This window comes from Halomonas sp. 5021 (assembly GCF_036663435.1).
GTDB lineage: Bacteria > Pseudomonadota > Gammaproteobacteria > Pseudomonadales > Halomonadaceae > Vreelandella > Vreelandella janggokensis.
In genome coordinates, this window is record NZ_JAXOVU010000001.1 from 716,399 (window position 1) to 735,667 (window position 19,269).

The following is a 19,269-nucleotide window of genomic DNA, read 5'->3' on the forward strand; positions in this document are numbered from 1 at the left end:
ATTTAAAACCGTAAGGTCGGCGCGTTAAATGCGTACCTTAGTTCCACTCATCCAGCTCTACACGACGGTTTTCAGCACGTCCTGCAGCAGTTTCATTCGTTGCAATTGGCTGCTCCTCACCGAAACCTTCAGCCATCATGCGGTTGGACTCGACGCCACGAGTTGCAAGATACTCAGTTACCGACTCGGCACGAGCCTGGGACAGATCCATGTTGTACTGATTGGAGCCAACAGAATCGGTGTGACCTTCAATGCGGACACGCACGCCAGGATTATTCACCAAGCGCTCAGCAACGCCATTAAGCACATTTTGCGCTTCAGCGGTTAGTTGAGCGGAATCAAACTCAAAGTTGACATCCTGAAGTACAACGCTGTCAGGGCAACCCAATGAATTGACTTCAACACCTGCCGGTGTATTGGGGCACTGGTCACGGTAGTCAGGCACGCCATCGTTATCAGAGTCCAGCGGGCAACCGTTGGCATCGACTTCAACGCCTGCAGGAGTACCCGGGCACTGATCACGGAAGTCAGGCACGCCATCATTGTCGGAATCTAACGGGCAGCCTTCAGCATCGACAGCTGCACCAGCAGGAATTTCACCGCCATAACTCGGGCATTGAGGCTCCATAGGCTCAGGGCTGCTGTCCGCACACAGCATAGCACCGATAGTGGCACCCGCTGTCGCACCAACAGCAGCGCCCGTGTCTTCATCAGAGCTGCTGCTGCTTGCGTAGCCGATGCTTCCACCAATTACGCTACCGGCCAAGCCACAAACAAAAGGATGCTGATACCAGCTGCGATCGCTGCTGGCGCTCATTTGGCCGGAAGACTGGGAGGCAGAGCTAGCGCAACCGGAAAGGCCCACTACCAGAGCAGAACCGATTAGCAAGCCAGTCGTTGATTTTTTCATGCAGAACTCCTTCTTGATCCAATGCTGACATGGTCATTAGTGACCATGTCATATAATGCTTCTTTTTAAGCGAGAGCATCCATTTTTCGCTTGCCTGACACCGCCAAAATTTGCCTTCCTCGGTGTGAGGCCGTTGGTCATGGTACCGAATCAATGCCCTTAGGCAACATGTCGATTTATCAACTTGTTGCAGACGCTGACATACCTCAGCATAGCAAATTAAGCACGAAGAGCACTATAAACCAGCCGTTACACTTAAAAAATTTGGGCAATCAATCCATTGACAGCTCAATGAAGCCCTTGCCCACCCTTTTTACGCCATGTCATCACAGCCTCAGCAGCGGCTAACACGGCATCTCGCATTTGCTCTTCCGCGGCAAGACGTTCACGATCTTCTTCCATGCGCTCACGCGGCGTCAATTGTTGCCTGGCCGAATGGGTTTTAAGGTGCTTTGTGCGCTCATAATGCTCTGCGAAGGCTTGAAAATCAGACCTTTCCGTCAGGCTCGGGTCGATAATCTCCAGCAAGACTTTGCAACGCCAGGCGCCTTCGGTGATGTCCACCTGCTCCTGAACCAAAGCAGCGGTTACCCAATCCAGATTCTCCAGGCTCTTCAACTGAGCCTGTTGGTCTTCAGCGACGCGAAACGCATCACGCCGCTTGACTTCCTTGCGTAAGCGGTAGGCGTAGCCACCCAGTGCGACAATTACCACAACCGCGACCAAGAGAAGTAACAATGCATACGTCAGACTCATGATGCTCCTTACCCAAACCTATCAATTGCTTTACCAAAGTTGTACATATCAATCATCATGACCTTACAGCATCTATATCGATCACGCTAATCATATCGAGCTTGTCGATTGGCAGCGAGTGTTACTAGCTCTGCTGGCTGGCTTGCCTTATCAGGCGATAAATAGTTTGCCGTCGAGGAAGAGTTGAGCCCGTGAGCATTTCTATCCGACATGTTGTATCGCCACTGCCGCCAGGCAATTAAATAACTGACACTAAGCGCCATCGCGCCGGCGGTATGCAGTAACGCCAACCATAGCGGCAGCCACAGAACAACGCTGGCAATGCCGAGGACCACCTGGAGGCAGTAGATTTTCAATACCGTAAGCAAGCCGAGTGCCGCCCTGTCATGCCGATATCGCCACCACAAAGCCATTAGAGCCGCTCCCAGCAAGCCGCCTCCCAGTCGGTGCATCATATGAATCGCGGTTCGCGCATCAGCGTGCAACTGGCCGTGTAAATAATTGGGTCCTACGGTTTGGGTCAAGTGGAAGCCTTCACTAATATCCATTTCCGGCCACCATTGAGCATTGCACGACGGGAAGCCCTGGCATGAAATACCAGCATAGTTGCTCGAAACCCAGCCCCCCAACGCTATCTGGCAACATAATAGTACTGCCACCAGCCACCAGTGTGCAGATGCTCGACGTGGCTGCCGACCAGAATTTTGCTGTAATGCTTTCAGACGGCTATATAACAATGCAAACAGCAACAGAATCCCCATACCACCCAGCAAATGCAACGTAACCACCTGGGGCCATAATTTGAGGGTGACGGTCAACGCACCAAATGTCCCTTGTGCCGTAATAGCCATTAACAAGATAATGCTGATATTCCATGGATATTGCTTTACACGTCTTAGTGGCCAACCCAGCCACAACAGCAGGATGACAGTCGCGCCGAGCATGGTTGCAACATAGCGATGGAACATTTCAAGCCAGGCCTTCGATGCCTCTAAGGGGAAGGCTGGATAGTTCACAGCGGCGTGATCGGCTGTGGGCACCACCCATTGACCGTAGCACCCTGGCCAATCTGGACACCCCAAACCTGCGTCTGACAGTCGCGTCCAGGCCCCCACTAACATCACCAGAGCGGTAAAAAAGATACCGATAAATGACAGCCCCTTGACGACGACAATACGCTGTTGATCAACCATTGAGACCTCCCACGGCAAAGCGCTTGTTCTATGCTATCTGGCGTTGACCTTAAATAAATGTTGCGTGTCGTCGAGTATATCTGCCACCGGCACAGAAGCAGGAAACGACAACGCCGGACGACCCTGAGGATCAATCAACCACACGCTATTTGCTTTTCGCCAGGTGGGCTTTCCTTCCCAACGTGCCAACTGCTCGCCAGGCAATGCCTGACCTCCTCCGCCAATACTTAATCGCGCCAACCGATGGGCCTCACGGCCGAGAGCGCGATGCATTCGCCACAGGATGTCTCGGCGCTCTGCACACTTAACCGAACAATCAAATGCTAATGTCCATTGATCTTCACCAACATCTGTCTTTGAAACCGTTTCAACGGGCCAATGCTCAAGTAATGGAAGTTGCTCAGCGGGTGATCCGTGAGCCGTAATCTGTTCAGGAACGCCGATACGCCACTCAACCATCCCCCAAGCGGTGATGATAGGCGCAGAAAAGATAACGAATACCAATACCAACTTAATACGCTGACGATTGACTGAATTAATGGCTATCATCATGCCCCCTCTCATGGTGCTCTCGGCTCGAGTAAAGATAACGTCTGCCAACCAACATCGTGATCAGTGCCACCAGCGCAAGCCCCCACCACTGAAATGCATAGGCAATATGCCGACTTGCTGGCATTACATTGGCTTGCCACCACTCTGAGAAAACGCCGTCGCCGGTTTGCGCATGCACCCATCCCTGGTAACGAAAGCCGGGTATCACCCCTTGCCAAGGCGTAAGGCTGATTTGTTGAAGGCGCTCTTCTTCCCGGTTAGGTCCAAACAATAGGCCATCATTATTTGCTTGCTGCCATTTCCCGGTTAAAGAGACGTGTTCTTTGGGTGTCGATATAATTGGCGATTCACGACTGGTCCCGGTTTCAACAAAGCCACGCTGAATCAACCAGTACTGACCAAATCTATCTTTAAGCGGGGTTAAAACGGCAACCCCCAACCGTCCATTGGCAATTCGGTTATCTAAAAAAAAAGTATGCTCGGATATATACTCACCATTGAGCGTAAGCTCAGCCCCTTCGGTAGGTAGCGTTTGCGGGTCAACCAGCGCAGGCGCATTGTCTCGCGCCGAAGCCGCCGCTTGTTTATTATTGGCCCTGTCCCACTGCCATGCGCCAAGAAGACCGCCCAGCAGCACCAACGACAACCAGAACGCATACCAGCCATATAGACGCCAGCGACATGAGGAGTACTTTTTCATGCTACTTAAATCACTCATTATCATTGTTTTTTTCGCTATGTTGATTAGCTTGGCGATAGGCGCTGGTTACCTGTTACGTGATGGCTCTTCGTCCAAGCGACTACTTACATCTCTGAAATGGCGGATAGGCTTTGCTGCTCTGCTCTTATTGCTAATCGTCTATGGATTCGGGAGCGGCCAACTCACCTGAGTGCTCACACAACGTAAACGAAGATGAACAATCCTAACCATACAACATCGACAAAGTGCCAGTACCAGCAGGATGCCTCAAAACCAAAGTGCTCAGTATCCGAAAAATGTCCGCGTATGATACGCGCCAGCATTACCATAAGAATGAGGGTGCCTATGATGACGTGAACGCCATGAAAACCCGTTAAAATAAAGAACGTAGACCCAAAAATACCGGCTTCCAGCGTAATACCATAATGCTGGTAAGCTTCATAATACTCGACACCTTGAATAAAAATAAAACAGCAACCAAGTATTACCGTTCCAGCCAGCCAGTTCCTGCATACACCACGCTTTTCAGCCTTGAGTGCTTCATGGGAAATTGTCAATGTGATACTTGATGTGACCAACAGCAATGTATTCACCAAGGGCAGCTGCCAAGGGCTAAAGACATTATCAGGCCCTGAGACTGAACTATCCGGGGGACTCAACAAAGGCCATTCGGCAATAAAGTTCGGCCATAAAAGTGCGGAAACACCTTTAGCACCTTCACCTCCCAACCAGGGTATCGCAAACATACGAACGTAAAACAGTGCACCAAAAAACGCGGCAAAAAACATCACTTCTGAAAAAATAAACCAGCCCATTCCCCAGCGGAAAGAGCGATCCATCTGGCTATCATATAGGCCCAGGTGGGACTCATTGATCACATCACGAAACCAGAATGCCATGACCGCGATAACGGAGATAACACCTATCGCAATAAGTAAGCTTGTACTGCCGTAAACAAGCTGCGAGCCCAAACCCACCATCATAAAACCGGTAGCCAAAGATCCCAGGATCGGCCAATAGCTTTTTGCAGGGACATAATAACTTCCGCCACTCATTTTAAATCTCCCCGTTTTTATTATTCACATATTGCGCCACTGCTGGGCGGTCATCACTTTCGTCGAGAGGGTATAGCGTATATACCAATGTAACGGTCGCTATATCCTCTGGCAGCGTGTTATCCAGTTGAAAAACAAGCGGGATGGTAAGATTCTCGTTGGCATCAAGCCGCTGTTCCTGAAAACAAAAGCAGCTCACCTTCCGCACATGGGCGCTAGCAACAGATGGGCTAACGCTGGGAACTGCCCGGCCCCAACTGGTCGACTGGCTACGGTTGGAGAACGTAAAGTCAACCTCCGTCATTTGACCGGGATGTACCTGGACTTGGCGGGTTTCCACACCAAGTTGCCACGGAAGCCCGGCGCTTGTCCGGGTAATGAACTGAACCGTCACATAGCGATCGCGGTCAACATCATTACCCAAGACCTGTTGCGCGGAGGTGCTCACCTTTCCATTAATACCTGTTACTTCACAAAAAACGTCGTAAAGAGGCACTAATGCAAACGCAAATGCAAACATACCAATCAAGGCGAAAATCGTCTTGGTGACTGTTTTCTTTACGCCTTCCGCTTGGTGTGAACGCATATTTCACTCCAGGTGATTGAGTATGGATGACCTATTTTTCTATTTGTCGAAATACTGGGGGTGTCTCGAATGTATGTAGGGGAGCAGGACTGGGCACCGTCCACTCTAAATCTACGGCGCCTTCCCAAGCCTTAGCGGGGGCTGGTTTACCGCCTTTCACACATAAAATAATCACCAGAACGAAAAGCAATTGCGACGTACCAAAAAAGAAGGCACCTATGCTGGAGACTAGATTAAAATCGGCAAACTGAAGTGCATAATCAGGTATTCGTCTTGGCATACCGGCTAAACCAGCAAAATGCATCGGGAAGAATGTTAAGTTGACCCCAATAACGGAAAACCAGAAATGCCATTTTGCTAGCGTTTCGTTTGGATAATGCCCTGTCCACTTGGGCAACCAGTAATAAACACCCGCCATGATGGCAAAAATGGCGCCTGGCACCAGCACATAATGAAAATGGGCGACGACAAAGTAAGTGTCATGATATTGAAAATCCGCTGGCGCAATAGCAAGCATCAGGCCTGAAAAGCCACCGATGGTAAACAGCACCACAAAGGCAAGCGCAAAAAGCATGGGAGACTCAAAGCTAATCGAACCGCGAAAAAGCGTCGTTACCCAATTGAAGACTTTAACGCCCGTGGGTACGGCAATCAGCATCGTCGAATACATAAAAAATAATTCAGCGACTAATGGCAGGCCCACCACAAACATATGATGCGCCCATACCAGGAAAGACAATAGAGCAATAGCCGCCGTGGCATAAACCATCGAGGCATAGCCAAATAGAGGTTTTCGAGCAAAAGTCGGGATAATTGCAGATACGATTCCGAAAGCTGGCAAGATCATGATGTAAACTTCAGGATGACCAAAAAACCAAAAAAGGTGCTGAAAAAGCACGGGGTCCCCACCGCCCCCTGCATCAAAGAAGCTGGTGCCAAAGTTAATATCCATGAGCATCATTGTAATGACGCCAGCCAGAACCGGCATGACGGCAATCAGCAAAAAAGCGGTGATTAACCAAGTCCATACAAACAGCGGCATATCCATCAACCGCATGCCCGGAGCGCGCATATTTAAAATGGTAGCGATAATATTGATCGCCCCCAAAATGGAGCTAATACCTGCAATATGCAGTGCAAGAATAAAGAAGGTCGTCGATGCTGGCGCATAGGTAGTCGATAGTGGTGCATAGAACGTCCAGCCAAAGTTAGGCCCACCACCCGGCATCAGCAACGTGGAAAGCAACAGCGTGAACGCGACAGGCAGCAACCAGAAGCTAAAGTTGTTCAAGCGCGGCAGCGCCATATCGGGCGCGCCAATCTGTAACGGTATCATCCAGTTGGCAAGCCCAGTAAAAGCCGGCATGACAGCTGCAAACACCATTATCAGGCCGTGCATGGTGGTCATCTGGTTAAAGAATTCTGGTTGGACCAACTGTAATCCGGGTTGAAATAACTCTGCACGCACAACAAGCGCAAAGATGCCTCCAACAAAAAACATGGATAAGGAAAAAATCAAATAAAGCGTGCCTATTTCTTTATGGTTGGTCGTCAAGACCCAACGACGCCATCCAGTCGGATGCGCCGGATGATCGGCAACTCCACCCGCTGTCGCAACCGCATCGCTGTGCTGTAGCGTAGACTGCAAAGGTATTCTGGGTGCCATATCTGTCTCCAAATTTATTCTTTTCGCTGTAACCTGCAGTACCTATCGATCATTCTGTTTGTTCTGCAACGCGCGCGGGCTGTACCTGCTTTTGGGTATCGTTGCCCCAGGCGTTTTGCGTATAGGTAACGACCGCGGCAATCTCGACCGGATTAAGCGTATTTCGGAACGCAGGCATTGCGGCACCCGAAACGCCATTGATGACTTTGTCCAAGTGCCAGTCGAGATCATCAATCAGTTGCTGATTTCCCGCGAGCGCTGGAAATGCGGGGGGAGAACCCTGTCCATCTGGTTGGTGACATGATGCACAAATGGATTCATAGACAGCCTCTCCTCTGTCCATTAATTCTTCCATTGCCCATTCACGCCCAACCCCCTGCGCTTCTTGCTCAGCCGCTTTTTTGCGTTCTGTCAGCCAGTCATCAAAGGCCTCTTCTTCCATAGCCTGAACCACTACCGGCATGAAGCCGTGGTCAATGCCGCAAAGCTCAGCACACTGCCCACGATACATTCCAGGCTCGTTAATCCTGACCCAGTTTTCGTTAATAAACCCAGGAATCGTATCTTGCTTGACGGCGAGATCAGGCACCCACCAGGAATGTATAACGTCATCTGACGTCATTAAAAAACGGATTTTACGGTTGATAGGCAGGACTAGTGGCTCATCAACCTCCAGGAGATAGTTCTCTCCTCTAACTTCCTCGCCACTTACCTGGCTGCGGGGCGTACTGAGGTTGGAGGTGAACGCGACATCTTCCCCCAGATATTCATAGCGCCAGCGCCATTGCTGGCCCGTTACCATAACGTCCAGTTCAGCATCTGAAGCATCGTACATATTCTTTAACGTGGCCGTCGCCGGTACGGCCATGCCGACAAGAATCAGTACAGGAATTACCGTCCAGAGAATCTCTACCTTGGTGTTCTCATGAAAGTGAGCGGCTTTGGCGCCTTGTGAATGACGATAGCGAAAAAGCGAGAAGAACATAGCGCCAAAAACCACCACACCAATGGCGACACATATCCAGAAAATGGTCATGTGTAGACCAAAGATATCGCGGCTTACATTGGTCACCCCGAGCGGCATGTTCCACGATTGAGCAAAGCAGACACTGCTACTCATCACGCCTGCACTGAACACTGATGGTCGCCACCATAAGCGCATTGAAGCCCCCTTGTTTTTTTTGTTGTGGCTGAAACCAGCAACCTGCATGGATGTAGGCAACAGACGAATGCCGATATAACGTTGTCAACTGCAGTATAGAAAACACCCGCCAATGTTCACGTGATTTGTAAAAAATAAAGCTGGTCTGCTTATCCCGCAACGACAGTAGCAAGAGCCCAAAGCGCCACGACAAACGCTAACGTAATGATAATAAATGTAATAATAAACGCAGCTGGATGCTTAGAACTGAAGTCTTCACGCCGTTGACGGTCATTTTGAACACCGATGAGTGCTGCGAGCACCGATTTGATTACCGACCACATACTCACCTCGTTGCCGCTTGCCGCGATGTGGCTATCGACGGCTTTCTGTTCTGCTGTAATACGCTATTTTAAACGATAGCTCACACGCGACATGTTACCCTGGTAGTCATTCAACGCTCTTGGAACATTGTTTATTTGCTAATTTACGATTCCGCTATCGACTTCTATAGTTGATTGATAATATTGATCTTAACGTGCCCTGCGGAGATAACTGATGCGCATGAAAATGTTGAAAATAATCACCCTGGCCATGGCATCATGCCTGCTGGTCACGTTGTTGTCCGGCTGTACCACTTACACTTGGGAAGACGGGTCCAAGGAGACAGTATTTGGCGTACCAGCTGAGGATGAGAGGCTCACGGAAGAGGAACGTCGCGCTCAAGGAGTGCGCTACCGCAAGCCTGGTGAGATCCCTGAATAAAAGCGGTCATCAATGCGCTATTAAACGCAACGTCAAACGGCCCTAAAACCCGTTATACATGATATGGGTGTTTCGTTTATCTGCGCTTATGCGTTTTTGCGGTAGCTGGTGCGGCAAGAGGATCTTCGGGCCAGGGATGCTTTGGATAGCGCCCTCGCATTTCTTTTCGTACATCAGGGTAGCCGTTCACCCAGAAGCTGTGCAGATCCTGAGTAACCTGAAGGGGTCGCCCCGCCGGTGATAGCAGATGAACCATGACGGCGACGCGACCATCGACAACCCTTGGTGTCTCCTGCCAGCCAAACGCCTCTTGAAGCTTGATCGCGAGCACCGGTGGCCTACTTTCCAGACACGGGGTGTAGTCAAGCGATATATCGCGACCGCTTGGCACGGTTAACGAAGTGGGCGCCAAGCGCTCAAGCTGAGTCTGCTGATCCCAACTCAGTGACGCCAGCAAGTATGTCTCGAAAGGCATTTTTTCCACCTGGCTCATGCGGGTCGCCCCGATCATGTAGGGAGCGAGCCAGACTTCAAGTGTTTTTATCAATGAACTGTCCGACCAATCTGGCCAGTGACGCTCAAAAGACTCGTGCAGCATCGCCATACGTCCCTGTAGCTGCTGAACACATGAATTAAAGATCATTTCAGGACGCTGCTCCAAAGCGCTCAACAGCGCCGCTGTGACGTCTTCCTCGGGCAACTTGCCGAGCGGAGAAGCGGCTAACACCAGCTCACCATGACACTGCACCCTTTCTCCAATCAGTCTGCCTTGGGCGTCCGACCAGCTGACGCGATTGACCCACTGCCGGGTGGCCGGATAAAGACTGTTAAGGGTATCTAGCGGAAGCGACTCCGCCACGTATATCGTCGCCTCGCTGGCCGCCCCTTCAACGTTGACAGCAACCAGGTAAGGCTCACTGGCAAGCGGATGGCTGTTCAGTAAGGTCGCCGTTTTACCATTGGCGAGTTTGAATCGACCTGGGCTGATGCACTGACCAATACGCTCTGGATACGCCAGCGCCACAAGTGCACCTAACAATGCGTCGTCAACCTTGCCTGGGAAATCGACGTGTGCACTCCGTGCCAGCCACTTGGCCTCACGCTGCCACTGAGGGTACCGTGCAGGTTGAGAAAAACGCAGATCCAGCGCATTGCGAAGCGAGCCGTTGATACGCTCCCTGCTTTCAAGGAGCGCGGCTAGCCCACAGGCCAACGCCGTCGCGTTGATGTCGGCTGATTTCACCAACATTGCGGCAAGCCTTGGGGCCACCGGCCAACGTGCACACTGTTCACCCACCGAGGTCAACATGCCGGTTCGATCAATGATGCCAAGCTTTTTCAGCAGTGCTTTGCCACTCTGCCAGGCGCCGCTAGGCGGGGGGTTCACCCACGTCAGATCGTCGGGAGACTGTACGCCCCAGGACGCCAGTTCAAGCACCAGTTTCGAGAGATCAGCTTGTTGTATTTCAGGTTCACCAAAGGGGACGAGCGGTTGTTCTTTAGACCATAAGCGGAAACATAGCCCTGGACATTGTCGACCCGCGCGACCGCGCCGCTGATCGGCGCTGGCGCTATTAACCCACCGAGTGGTCAGTTGCGTGAGTCCCAAACGAGGCTGGAACAGCGGAACACGCTCTAAACCAGCGTCGATCACCACATTAACGCCATCCACTGTCACGCTCGACTCCGCGATAGCCGTCGATACGATGACCCGAGGACGTGAAGCATTTTGCTGGAGGGCAGCCTGCTGCGCTTCTACTGACATGCGACCATGCAACGTGCGCACTTCGATATCAAGCCAACTCTCTGACAGCTTCTTCACCAGCCGGTTTATCTCGGCTACGCCCGGCAGAATAACCAGAATATCGCGCGTACCCGATCGCTTGAGGGCGTCACCAACTGCCTCGCAGACGCGTGTCTCCAAAGCTGTATCACGCTGCACCGGCCGATAGATCGTTTCAACCGGGTACTGGCGCCCCGTACTTTCAATCACCGGCGTCTGTTGCCCAAGCACTTTCCGTAAAGCCGCCACATCGATAGTGGCGGACATCACAATGAGGCGTAAATCGTCGCGAATGCTTTGCTGTACATCTAACGCCAGAGCCAACCCCAGGTCTGCGTCAATGCTGCGTTCATGGAACTCATCAAAGATGATGCCGCCAACCCCCTCAAGCAGCGGATCATCCTGCAGCATACGGGTCAGAACCCCTTGGGTGACGACTTCCAGGCGGGTATATCGACTTACCTGACTATCGCCCCGCATTCGATAGCCCACCGTATGACCTATAGGCTCATCAAGCTGCTGAGCCATGAAATTTGCCGCTAGCCGAGCTGCAACTCGTCGTGGTTCCAGCAGTAATAGCGTTTTGCCTTGCGCCCAATGGCTATTCAAAAGCGTCATGGGCACTCGCGTCGTCTTGCCCGCCCCAGGCTGGGCCACCAAAATAAGTCGATTATGGTCGTCCAGGGCTTCTTGCAGGGAGGTTAAATGCGGCTCAATAGGTAGCGTGGTCATAACCAATCACCGCGGCGTTGCGGGCGATGCATCGGGACGCGGCACACCACAGCCTTTCAGGATCACCTGCTCAAGGAATTGGCAAATCGACTCCAGGTCTGCTTCATCAAGTGCCTCTTTACCTAGAATACCGGTGACCTGGGCACTATATTCAGCGTAATGCTGAGTAGCGGACCAAATGAGAAAAATCAGCAAATGTGGGTCCAGATCGTCCATCTTGCCTTGATTCGACCACTGACGAATAACGGCCGCCCGGGAAGCGACCCAATCACGGAGTTCACCGGACAGGTATTTATTCAGAAAAGGAGCACCCGCTAAAATTTCAGCGGCAAACAGCTTTGAGCCTTCGGGATAACGCTGACCAAGCACTACCTTGGTGCGAATAAATTCGCTGAGAACGCGTCCTGGGTCGCTTTCCGGTGTGATGTCCTCAAGCACTGCATTCCACCGGCTCATCATGCGATTGAGCAACCGCACATAGAGCGCCTGCTTGCTGCCCATGTAATACAGGATATTCGCTTTGGGCAGACCGGCTTTATCGGCAATCGCCTGGAGGCTTGCTCCCCGGTAGCCATACTGCGAAAACACCTGTTCAGCCGCGCGCAAAATGCAGCGTTCGATGTGATCCCTACCGACGTTATCCTGGTCTGCTGTTTCAGCCGTCATTCACTGAGTTCCTTTATCAGGTGCTGGGTAGATGAGTGGGGGCAGATAACGGCGCTTCACATTACATGCTCCAAAACCCCGCGTAATACGGTTATTTGCACCTTACCGGTGCAACACTCGAAGCCTTGCATAACCGCCGATTTTGTCTCAAGCTCAAATGATATTGACCGATCGGTCAAAACAATGAAGATGGAGTTTGGTATGGCGACGATTGAGTTTTTGCTCAATGGCATCCCCAAGCAATGCGATGTGCCACCGGACACAAGCATTTTAACGCTATTACGCGACCATTTGGGGATGACGGGCACCAAAGAAGGTTGCGCCTCCGGCGATTGTGGCGCCTGTACGGTTGCCATTCGCAACCCGAGTGATGCTCAAGCGTGCTTTCAAAGCATCAATGCCTGCATCACGCCAGCACATCAGCTTAGCAGTCGCCACTTGGTCACTATCGAAGGTTTGGCGCAAGGCAGTCAGTTGCACCCTGCGCAACAGGCCATGGTTGAATGTCACGGCAGTCAGTGCGGTTTTTGTACGCCGGGTATCGTCATGTCGCTGTTTACGCTGCATACCACTCAGCAACATCGCCCTGCCCCCTTGACTCCGGAACGCCTGGAAGCCGTTTTAGGAGGCAATTTATGCCGCTGCACCGGCTATCGCCCTATCCGCGATGCGGCCTTGAGCATGCAATCATTTTCCTGGCAGGCCCCCCAATGGTTTGACGCCTCACCGCCAGTTGCATCAGCGCCCGATTCTGAGCGGATAGAAGACAACGCATCGCTGTTTGCCCAGCCAACCACCCTGGATGAACTGACCAGAGTGCGCCGTCGTTACCCCAATGCGCGCCTCGTCGCCGGTGCAACGGATTTATGGCTGGAAAACACTCAGCGCCTTGTCGAACTGGATCAACTGATTGATGTTTCCCGGGTTAACGAGCTCCGCCGGATTGAGGAAGCCACTTTTCAGGAACAATCAGGCTGGTGGGTAGGCGCTGGCGTCACCTACACCCAGCTTGAGCCGCTGTTGGACACCCACTTCCCGGCCTTTGCCCATTTGCTACACCGTCTCGGTTCCCAACAAATACGCAATACAGGCACCATCGGCGGCAATATCGCCAATGCGTCTCCCATTGGTGATACCCCCCCCGTTTTGCTGGCACTCGATGCCTGGGTAGAACTGGCAAACGCTGACGGCTCTCGGCAAATTCCTTTGAGTACTTTTTTTATCGACTATAAAAAAACCGCGCTGGCAGCAGATGAAATTGTCAGCCGGGTATTTGTTCCAAAACTGGCTGATAACAGCATGCTGCGTGTCTGGAAGCTCTCCAAGCGGCGGGAGGATGATATATCAGCGGTGTTGGGCGCTTTCTGCTACCGCCTGGAGGCAGGTGTCATGCACGACGTGCGCATCGCGTTCGGCGGCATGGCCGCAACCCCTAAACGAGCCCTTGCGACCGAGAAAGCACTGGATGGCCAGCCACTGTCGAAAGCCAGCTTCCAAGCCGCACAGCAGGCGCTTGACGACGAATTTCATCCCATGAGCGATGTGCGGGGTAGCCAGCTTTATCGCCAACAAGCCGCTCGCAACCTGCTAGAGCGCCTGTACCTGACGCTTTGCGCGCCCAATCAGGAGGTGATGCTCCATGCGTACGCTCACTAAACTCGATGTCGACAGCCACCGTGCACGCCGTGAATTGCATGACCATATTCAAGGCTCCGGCCCACTTGCTCGCCATACGGTCGATAACCAGAGTCGACGCCAGGCGGGCAGTGCAAGCTTTCACGAAAGCGCTCATAAACACGTCACGGGTAAGGCAGCTTATATTGACGATATCAAAACGCCGGCTGATGCCCTGCACGTTGCACTTGGCTTATCGCCTGTCGCCCATGGCACATTAACCAAGCTCAACCTTGAGGCGGTCAGGCAAGCACCTGGGGTTATCGATGTTATAACGTTTGATGACGTACCGGGGCACACTGACATTGGCCCGGTATTCCCGGGTGATCCTATCTTTGTGGACCGGGAAATCAGCTATGCAGGCCAATGCCTCTTTGCCGTGGCTGCAACAACCTTACAGGCCGCGCGCCGGGCCGTGAAACTTGCCAAGCTGGATATCGACGAACAACCCGCCAGCCTTGATCCTCTCGCGGCGACCGAGCGTGAAGAGTTCGTTCGCCCCACCCACGTTCAAGAGCGTGGTGATTGGCAGGCAACCCTGGAACAAGCATCGCAGCACATCGAAGGCGAGCTTTTTATTGGCGGCCAGGAGCATTTTTACCTGGAAGGACAGGCATGCATTGTATTGCCCAGCGAAGATGAAGGCGTCATCGTCCATACCTCCAACCAGCACCCAAGCGAAACCCAAAAGCTCGTTGCCGAAGTGCTCGGCATTCCTTTTCACGCGGTAACCGTTGAAGTTCGCCGCATGGGCGGTGGCTTTGGCGGCAAAGAAACCCAGGCCTCTCCCTGGGCCTGTATGGCAGCGCTTTTTGCGCGCCGAACGGGCAAGGCCATTCGCCTACGGTTGCCACGCAGCGAGGATACCCGCGCCACGGGTAAGCGGCATCCTTTCCATAACCGCTATCAGTTGGCGATCGATCATCAGGGAGTCATCGAAGGCGGCGAGATCACCGTGATCGGCGACTGCGGCTACTCGCCCGACCTTTCAGACGCCATCGTCGATCGTGCCATGTTTCATGCCGATAACGCTTACTCGTTGGGCAATGCGCGCGTGACAGGGCATCGCGCCAAGACCCATACGGCCTCAAACACTGCTTTTCGAGGCTTTGGAGGGCCTCAAGGAATGATGATCATTGAGGCCGCCATGGATGACATCGCCCGCCGGATCGGCGAGGATCCACTGACCATCCGCAAGCGCAATTTCTATCGCCAGGGTCGCGACATTACCCACTATGGCCAGCAGGTCGATCAGATCCAATTGCTTCACACCCTGGTGGACACGCTGGAACACAGCAGTGACTATTGGTCGCGTCGTAAGGCCATTACATCGTTCAATGCGGCAAGCCCGATTATCAAAAAGGGCCTCGCTCTTACCCCGGTCAAATTTGGCATCTCATTTACTGCTCAGCACCTGAATCAGGCCGGCGCGCTGCTTCATGTGTATACCGATGGCAGTATCATGATCAACCACGGCGGCACGGAAATGGGTCAGGGCCTACATACCAAAATCTGTCAGGTAGTCGCTCGAGAACTGGGGCTGGATCTGGACAGCGTCCGCATCAGTGCAACCCGCACAGACAAGGTACCCAATACATCGCCCACCGCCGCCTCCAGCGGTGCCGACCTGAACGGCATGGCGGCGCGGGACGCCGCCAGCAAGCTGAGGGAGCGACTGTTCGATTTTGCCGCCGAGCACTATTCAGAAGGCCTGGATCGTGAAGGCATGCGCCTGGAAGACGGTATGCTGATTGCCGGCATTGGCGAAAGTGAGCGCCGTATCGCCTGGGGTGAGCTCGTCCAGACCGCCTACCTAAACCGTATTTCACTGTCGGAAAAAGGCTTTTATGCAACGCCGCTGATTTATTACAACCGCGCCGACGGCCAGGGTCGCCCTTTCTATTACTATGCCTTCGGCGCAGCAGTAGGCGAAGTCAGCGTAGATACACTGACGGGTGAATATCAGGTGGAGCGCGTGGATATACTCCACGATGTGGGCGATTCACTTAATCCTGCCATTGACATGGGCCAGGTGGAAGGCGGCTTTATACAGGGCATGGGGTGGCTGACCAGCGAAGAGCTCAAATGGAATGATAAAGGCATGCTGATCACCGACGGGCCGGCAACTTATAAGATCCCCACGTTCGGCGACCTGCCACCGATTTTCAATGTCGAACTTCTGGAAGGCCACCCCAACTCCATGGCGAGCCTTTATCGCTCCAAAGCCGTTGGCGAGCCGCCCTTCATGCTGGGGATTTGCGTGTGGTCGGCATTACGAGATGCCCTTTCAAGCCTGACGGGCTATCAGGCATCCCCCCATCTTGATACCCCGGCAACACCTGAACGGGTCATGTTGGCAGCAAATGCCATCAGGCAGAAAGCACTATGACCTTACCCACTCCAGAAAGCTGGCATGCGGCGCTGCATCGCTTACAGCGCGACGGCATCCCCCATGTACTAGCAACTCAGGTGACCAGCGCAGGCTCGACACCCCGCGAGCCTGGTGCGCGAATGGTGATTACTGAAGAGGCTATCTTCGATACGCTAGGTGGCGGTACTTTCGAGTGGCAGACGATCAGCGCGGCGCGGGATTATTTATACCATCAGCGTTATGGCCTTCACCTTGAAGCCTTCTCGCTGGGGGGCCGCAGCGGCCAGTGCTGCGGCGGCTTCGTCAACATTCTGCTGGAAGTCTTTCCAGGTTCAGAAGCCCATGTCGCTATCTTTGGTGCGGGCCATGTCGGTCGCGAAATCGTTAACTTAAGCGCACCGTTGCCTTGGCAACTGCACTGGTACGATAGCCGAAGCGATATATTTAGTGAGCAGACGTCACAGCAATCACGCCTTAGCTGTCATACACTTGGCGATGTCCATCGGACGGTCGCAGAATTACCGCCGCGAACGCATGCACTCGTACTAACCCATAGCCACGATCAGGATTACGCCCTCATCACAGCCCTCATTGAGCGAGATGATGTGGCATCCATCGGGCTAATTGGCAGCGACAGTAAATGGTCAAGCTTTCAGGGACGTCTCCAGCGAGAAGGCCATGACGCCGGGAAAATAGAGCGTGTGCGAAGCCCCATCGGACGCATCCACGCCACCAAACTCAATAATAAGACCCCCTATGCCATTGCGATGACGGTGGTCACCGAATTGCTGTGGCTAACCGACAAACCCACCTCACCAGAAACACGTGGCCTTGAGCCTAACGCTGTACGTGCTTTAGTTGGCGATACGAAAACGACCCAGAGTTAATATGAATTCCACTACCGATACGTTGATTCGTGCCGAATTGATTAGTTTTGCCCGCGACCCTGGCATTGGCGATACGCCCAAGCCGGGCAGTTTAGAGCATTACGGCGACGGATTGCTCTGGTTGAAAGGTCAGCATATTCATGCCGTCGGCCATTTCAATGAATTATTGCCGTCACTACCAGAAAACAGTGATGTATTGGACTATCGCGATAAGCTGATCATGCCGGGGTTTATCGATACCCATGTTCACTATGTCCAGTTGGATATAATGGCGTCTTATGGTCGGCAACTGCTGGATTGGCTCAATGACTATACCTTCCCTGAGGAATGTCGCTTTGCCAATCATGAGCACGCAGAGGCATTATCAAATGCCTTTCTGGATGAAATGCTGCGTGCAGGCACCACGACGTCGCAGGTATTTGGCTCAAGCCATCAAGGGTCCGTGGATGCTTTCTTTACTGCCTGTCAAAAACGTCGACTACGCATGCTGGCCGGCAAGGTATTGATGGATCGTAACGCGCCAGAGGCGCTTATGGACGGCACGACGGGTATTGCCGCCAGCGAGCGACTGATTGAAGACTGGCACGGCAAGCAGCGGTTGGGGTATAGCGTTACCCCACGCTTTGCGCCAACATCGACCAAAACGCAAATGGATGCGGCAGGCGCCCTTCTACGTAACGACCCGAGCCTCTGGTTACAGACTCATCTAGCGGAAAACAGCGGGGAGCTGGACTGGGTGGCAGAGCTTTTTCCCGGCAGCCGTGACTACCTGTCGGTGTATGAAGAAGCGGGGCTTGTCGGCCCTCGCAGCACCTTTGCACACGGTATTCATCTTGATAACGGTATGCGTAAGCGGTTGGCGGAACGCGGTGCAAATATTGCTTTTTGCCCTAGCTCTAACCTCTTCCTTGGCAGCGGACTATTTGACCGGGAGGCCGCTAATGAAACCGGCATGGCATTTACCTTCGCCAGCGATATCGGTGCAGGCACTGACCTTTCCGGATTTGACACACTCAAAAGCGCCTATCAAGTTGGTCAGCTACGCGGACAGCCCCTTACCGCCTGGCAGGGGTTTTATGGTTTGACCAAAGGAAATGCAAAGGCACTCTCACTGGATAGCCATATCGGCCAATTGGCGCCCACGCTTGAGGCTGACTTTGTAGTGATCGACACTCAGGCAACGTCGCTGCTTAAGCGTCGCATCAATCACTGTAAAACGCTGGGAGAACGCTTGTTCGCTTTGATGATGCTGGCCGACGACCGAGCCATCTATGAAACCTGGGCGGGTGGCATTTGCCAGCATCACAGGGATAATTAATCACCATTTTTAAAAAGCCGCCGTCTTAACGACGGCTTTTCTTCCACGCACACAAAAACCCCCGAGCACGATGTGCTCGGGGGTTTCTGCGGTATAGGTGCCTGACGATGATCCGGCCGGCGCTCCGGGGGGCGGCCTTCCGCCGGTCGGCGCTCCGGTACTCTTCATGGGGAGACCCCTAAACAAAAAACCCAGCCGATTGGCTGGGTTTTCTGCGGTATAGGTGCCTGACGATGACCTACTCTCGCATGGGGAGACCCCACACTACCATCGGCGCGAAGCGGTTTCACTGCTGAGTTCGGCAAGGGATCAGGTGGTTCACACTTGCTATGGTCGTCAGGCGTAACTTTAAATGCCTATCATGCTGTGCTTTGTGTGCGTCTCTTACCAAGCCCTGTGTCATCAACACTTGACTCAGTACGCGTATCCGGTTTGTCTCGTTATCATCACGACCAGACCCCTTGGGTGTTATAGGGTCAAGCCTCACGGGCCATTAGTACACGTTAGCTCAACG

At 52.9% G+C, this 19,269-nt stretch carries 18 protein-coding genes and 1 rRNA gene; 6 read left to right on the top strand and 13 right to left on the bottom strand.

All coding sequences use genetic code 11. The annotated features are described in order from the left end of the window. Window positions 1-37: 37 nt before the first annotated feature. The 5 genes from R3F64_RS03510 to R3F64_RS03530 all read right to left on the bottom strand — a co-directional run bounded on the left by R3F64_RS03510 (window position 38) and on the right by R3F64_RS03530 (window position 4,111). The gene (locus R3F64_RS03510; RefSeq protein WP_268901202.1) at window positions 38-910 is read right to left on the bottom strand and encodes an OmpA family protein; all 873 of its coding nucleotides are present in this window, start codon (window positions 908-910) and stop codon (window positions 38-40) included. A 288-nt stretch (window positions 911-1,198) separates the two neighbouring features. Beyond that, window positions 1,199-1,666 (bottom strand): DUF2489 domain-containing protein, encoded by a 468-nt coding sequence (locus R3F64_RS03515; protein ID WP_085918645.1) that lies wholly within the window; start codon window positions 1,664-1,666, stop codon window positions 1,199-1,201. Between the two features lie 86 nt (window positions 1,667-1,752). After that, window positions 1,753-2,859: a COX15/CtaA family protein gene (locus R3F64_RS03520; protein ID WP_332609779.1), complete on the bottom strand. Its 1,107-nt coding sequence runs from the start codon at window positions 2,857-2,859 to the stop codon at window positions 1,753-1,755. A 33-nt stretch (window positions 2,860-2,892) separates the two neighbouring features. Then, a complete protein-coding gene (locus tag R3F64_RS03525; protein WP_332609781.1) occupies window positions 2,893-3,411 on the bottom strand; it encodes a hypothetical protein in 519 nt (172 codons plus the stop codon). After that, complete coding sequence (locus R3F64_RS03530; protein WP_085918647.1) at window positions 3,395-4,111, bottom strand: SURF1 family protein; 717 nt, start codon at window positions 4,109-4,111, stop codon at window positions 3,395-3,397. Before R3F64_RS03530 ends, R3F64_RS03525 begins: the two co-directional genes overlap by 17 nt. 37 nt (window positions 4,112-4,148) lie before the next feature. Between R3F64_RS03530 and R3F64_RS03535 the strand changes: the two genes are divergently transcribed. Next, window positions 4,149-4,301: a DUF2909 family protein gene (locus tag R3F64_RS03535; protein WP_422823731.1), complete on the top strand. Its 153-nt coding sequence runs from the start codon at window positions 4,149-4,151 to the stop codon at window positions 4,299-4,301. A gap of 4 nt (window positions 4,302-4,305) precedes the next feature. Here the strand turns inward: R3F64_RS03535 and R3F64_RS03540 are convergent, their stop codons facing one another. The 5 genes from R3F64_RS03540 to R3F64_RS03560 form a co-directional block, all read right to left on the bottom strand. Then, window positions 4,306-5,166 carry a cytochrome c oxidase subunit 3 gene (locus R3F64_RS03540; protein ID WP_199285275.1) on the bottom strand — a complete coding sequence of 287 codons (861 nt, stop codon included), beginning with the start codon at window positions 5,164-5,166 and terminating at the stop codon, window positions 4,306-4,308. 1 nt (window position 5,167) lies between these two features. Then, window positions 5,168-5,752 carry a cytochrome c oxidase assembly protein gene (locus R3F64_RS03545; RefSeq protein WP_085920435.1) on the bottom strand — a complete coding sequence of 195 codons (585 nt, stop codon included), beginning with the start codon at window positions 5,750-5,752 and terminating at the stop codon, window positions 5,168-5,170. Window positions 5,753-5,783: 31 nt separating this feature from the next. Further along, on the bottom strand, window positions 5,784-7,418 hold the full coding sequence (gene ctaD, locus R3F64_RS03550; protein WP_085920436.1) for a cytochrome c oxidase subunit I: 1,635 nt from the start codon (window positions 7,416-7,418) through the stop codon (window positions 5,784-5,786). A gap of 49 nt (window positions 7,419-7,467) precedes the next feature. Next, window positions 7,468-8,538: a cytochrome c oxidase subunit II gene (gene coxB / locus R3F64_RS03555; protein ID WP_268901570.1), complete on the bottom strand. Its 1,071-nt coding sequence runs from the start codon at window positions 8,536-8,538 to the stop codon at window positions 7,468-7,470. A 191-nt stretch (window positions 8,539-8,729) separates the two neighbouring features. Continuing rightward, a complete protein-coding gene (locus tag R3F64_RS03560; protein WP_085920438.1) occupies window positions 8,730-8,903 on the bottom strand; it encodes a DUF2970 domain-containing protein in 174 nt (57 codons plus the stop codon). A gap of 214 nt (window positions 8,904-9,117) precedes the next feature. Here R3F64_RS03560 and R3F64_RS03565 point away from each other — a divergent pair, with 214 nt between their 5' ends. After that, window positions 9,118-9,324, top strand: a complete 207-nt coding sequence (locus tag R3F64_RS03565) for a hypothetical protein (protein ID WP_320109342.1) — start codon at window positions 9,118-9,120, stop codon at window positions 9,322-9,324. Between the two features lie 76 nt (window positions 9,325-9,400). Here R3F64_RS03565 and hrpB read toward each other — a convergent pair whose 3' ends face one another. Together hrpB and R3F64_RS03575 are read right to left on the bottom strand one after the other, a co-directional pair. Beyond that, complete coding sequence (gene hrpB, locus R3F64_RS03570; protein ID WP_332609789.1) at window positions 9,401-11,839, bottom strand: ATP-dependent helicase HrpB; 2,439 nt, start codon at window positions 11,837-11,839, stop codon at window positions 9,401-9,403. 6 nt (window positions 11,840-11,845) lie between these two features. After that, window positions 11,846-12,505, bottom strand: coding sequence for a TetR family transcriptional regulator C-terminal domain-containing protein (locus R3F64_RS03575; protein ID WP_264827391.1), 660 nt, complete (start codon window positions 12,503-12,505; stop codon window positions 11,846-11,848). Window positions 12,506-12,706: 201 nt separating this feature from the next. Here R3F64_RS03575 and xdhA point away from each other — a divergent pair, with 201 nt between their 5' ends. Genes xdhA through guaD form a run of 4 tightly spaced genes read left to right on the top strand, consistent with a single transcriptional unit; the run spans window position 12,707 to window position 18,755 of the window. After that, complete coding sequence (gene xdhA / locus R3F64_RS03580) at window positions 12,707-14,161, top strand: xanthine dehydrogenase small subunit (RefSeq protein ID WP_332609791.1); 1,455 nt, start codon at window positions 12,707-12,709, stop codon at window positions 14,159-14,161. Next, on the top strand, window positions 14,145-16,568 hold the full coding sequence (gene xdhB / locus R3F64_RS03585; RefSeq protein ID WP_332609793.1) for a xanthine dehydrogenase molybdopterin binding subunit: 2,424 nt from the start codon (window positions 14,145-14,147) through the stop codon (window positions 16,566-16,568). The genes xdhA and xdhB overlap by 17 nt, the downstream gene beginning before the upstream one ends. Further along, complete coding sequence (xdhC, locus tag R3F64_RS03590) at window positions 16,565-17,437, top strand: xanthine dehydrogenase accessory protein XdhC (RefSeq protein ID WP_332609795.1); 873 nt, start codon at window positions 16,565-16,567, stop codon at window positions 17,435-17,437. The genes xdhB and xdhC overlap by 4 nt, the downstream gene beginning before the upstream one ends. A 1-nt stretch (window position 17,438) precedes the next feature. Further along, entirely contained in the window at window positions 17,439-18,755 is a 1,317-nt protein-coding gene (gene guaD / locus R3F64_RS03595) for a guanine deaminase (RefSeq protein ID WP_332609797.1), read from the top strand. Window positions 18,756-18,980: 225 nt separating this feature from the next. Here the strand turns inward: guaD and rrf are convergent. Then, window positions 18,981-19,096: ribosomal RNA gene (gene rrf, locus R3F64_RS03600) — 5S ribosomal RNA — on the bottom strand. Window positions 19,097-19,269 lie beyond the last annotated feature (173 nt).

What these genes read in the sequence shown, in the direction of transcription:
- R3F64_RS03535 (WP_422823731.1), top strand. Translation starts at nt 4,149, where the DNA reads ATGTTGATTAGCTTGGCGATAGGCGCTGGTTACCTGTTACGTGATGGC.
- R3F64_RS03540 (WP_199285275.1), bottom strand. Translation starts at nt 5,166, where the DNA reads ATGAGTGGCGGAAGTTATTATGTCCCTGCAAAAAGCTATTGGCCGATC.
- xdhC (WP_332609795.1), top strand. Translation starts at nt 16,565, where the DNA reads ATGACCTTACCCACTCCAGAAAGCTGGCATGCGGCGCTGCATCGCTTA.
- R3F64_RS03575 (WP_264827391.1), bottom strand. Translation starts at nt 12,505, where the DNA reads ATGACGGCTGAAACAGCAGACCAGGATAACGTCGGTAGGGATCACATC.
- R3F64_RS03515 (WP_085918645.1), bottom strand. Translation starts at nt 1,666, where the DNA reads ATGAGTCTGACGTATGCATTGTTACTTCTCTTGGTCGCGGTTGTGGTA.
- R3F64_RS03565 (WP_320109342.1), top strand. Translation starts at nt 9,118, where the DNA reads ATGCGCATGAAAATGTTGAAAATAATCACCCTGGCCATGGCATCATGC.
- R3F64_RS03510 (WP_268901202.1), bottom strand. Translation starts at nt 910, where the DNA reads ATGAAAAAATCAACGACTGGCTTGCTAATCGGTTCTGCTCTGGTAGTG.
- coxB (WP_268901570.1), bottom strand. Translation starts at nt 8,538, where the DNA reads ATGAGTAGCAGTGTCTGCTTTGCTCAATCGTGGAACATGCCGCTCGGG.
- hrpB (WP_332609789.1), bottom strand. Translation starts at nt 11,839, where the DNA reads ATGACCACGCTACCTATTGAGCCGCATTTAACCTCCCTGCAAGAAGCC.
- xdhA (WP_332609791.1), top strand. Translation starts at nt 12,707, where the DNA reads ATGGCGACGATTGAGTTTTTGCTCAATGGCATCCCCAAGCAATGCGAT.
- xdhB (WP_332609793.1), top strand. Translation starts at nt 14,145, where the DNA reads ATGCGTACGCTCACTAAACTCGATGTCGACAGCCACCGTGCACGCCGT.
- R3F64_RS03525 (WP_332609781.1), bottom strand. Translation starts at nt 3,411, where the DNA reads ATGATGATAGCCATTAATTCAGTCAATCGTCAGCGTATTAAGTTGGTA.
- ctaD (WP_085920436.1), bottom strand. Translation starts at nt 7,418, where the DNA reads ATGGCACCCAGAATACCTTTGCAGTCTACGCTACAGCACAGCGATGCG.
- R3F64_RS03545 (WP_085920435.1), bottom strand. Translation starts at nt 5,752, where the DNA reads ATGCGTTCACACCAAGCGGAAGGCGTAAAGAAAACAGTCACCAAGACG.
- R3F64_RS03530 (WP_085918647.1), bottom strand. Translation starts at nt 4,111, where the DNA reads ATGAAAAAGTACTCCTCATGTCGCTGGCGTCTATATGGCTGGTATGCG.
- guaD (WP_332609797.1), top strand. Translation starts at nt 17,439, where the DNA reads ATGAATTCCACTACCGATACGTTGATTCGTGCCGAATTGATTAGTTTT.
- R3F64_RS03520 (WP_332609779.1), bottom strand. Translation starts at nt 2,859, where the DNA reads ATGGTTGATCAACAGCGTATTGTCGTCGTCAAGGGGCTGTCATTTATC.
- R3F64_RS03560 (WP_085920438.1), bottom strand. Translation starts at nt 8,903, where the DNA reads ATGTGGTCGGTAATCAAATCGGTGCTCGCAGCACTCATCGGTGTTCAA.